Source organism: Streptomyces callyspongiae (assembly GCF_047200695.1).
Classification (GTDB): domain Bacteria; phylum Actinomycetota; class Actinomycetes; order Streptomycetales; family Streptomycetaceae; genus Streptomyces.
On the sequence record NZ_JBJZOM010000071.1, the window covers coordinates 1 to 248 of the forward strand.

1 protein-coding gene is annotated in these 248 nt (G+C 73.4%); it reads right to left on the reverse strand.

Annotation, left to right across the window (positions count from 1 at the left end):
- The coding region (locus tag ACL06G_RS21555) for a hypothetical protein (protein WP_412788181.1) at nt 1-248 on the reverse strand (248 nt) is incomplete at both ends.

Below are 248 nucleotides of genomic sequence, written 5' to 3' on the forward strand. Positions count from 1 at the left end.
TCCACCTGCGCGTGCAACGGCGGATCGAGGTGGAACGTGTGCAGCCCGCCCGAGCGGTCCGGGTCCGAGGTGCGGGGCCGGTCCACGGGCAGTTCGATCCGGTCCGGCAGGTCGGCGAGGGCGGTGCGCCAGTGGTCGAGCTGGGTGGCGAGCACGCTGCCGGGGTCGTCGGCGTCGCCGAGCATCTCCTGCTGCCACAGGGCGTAGTCGGCGTACTGGACGGGGAGTTCGTCCCAGGCGGGCTCCGT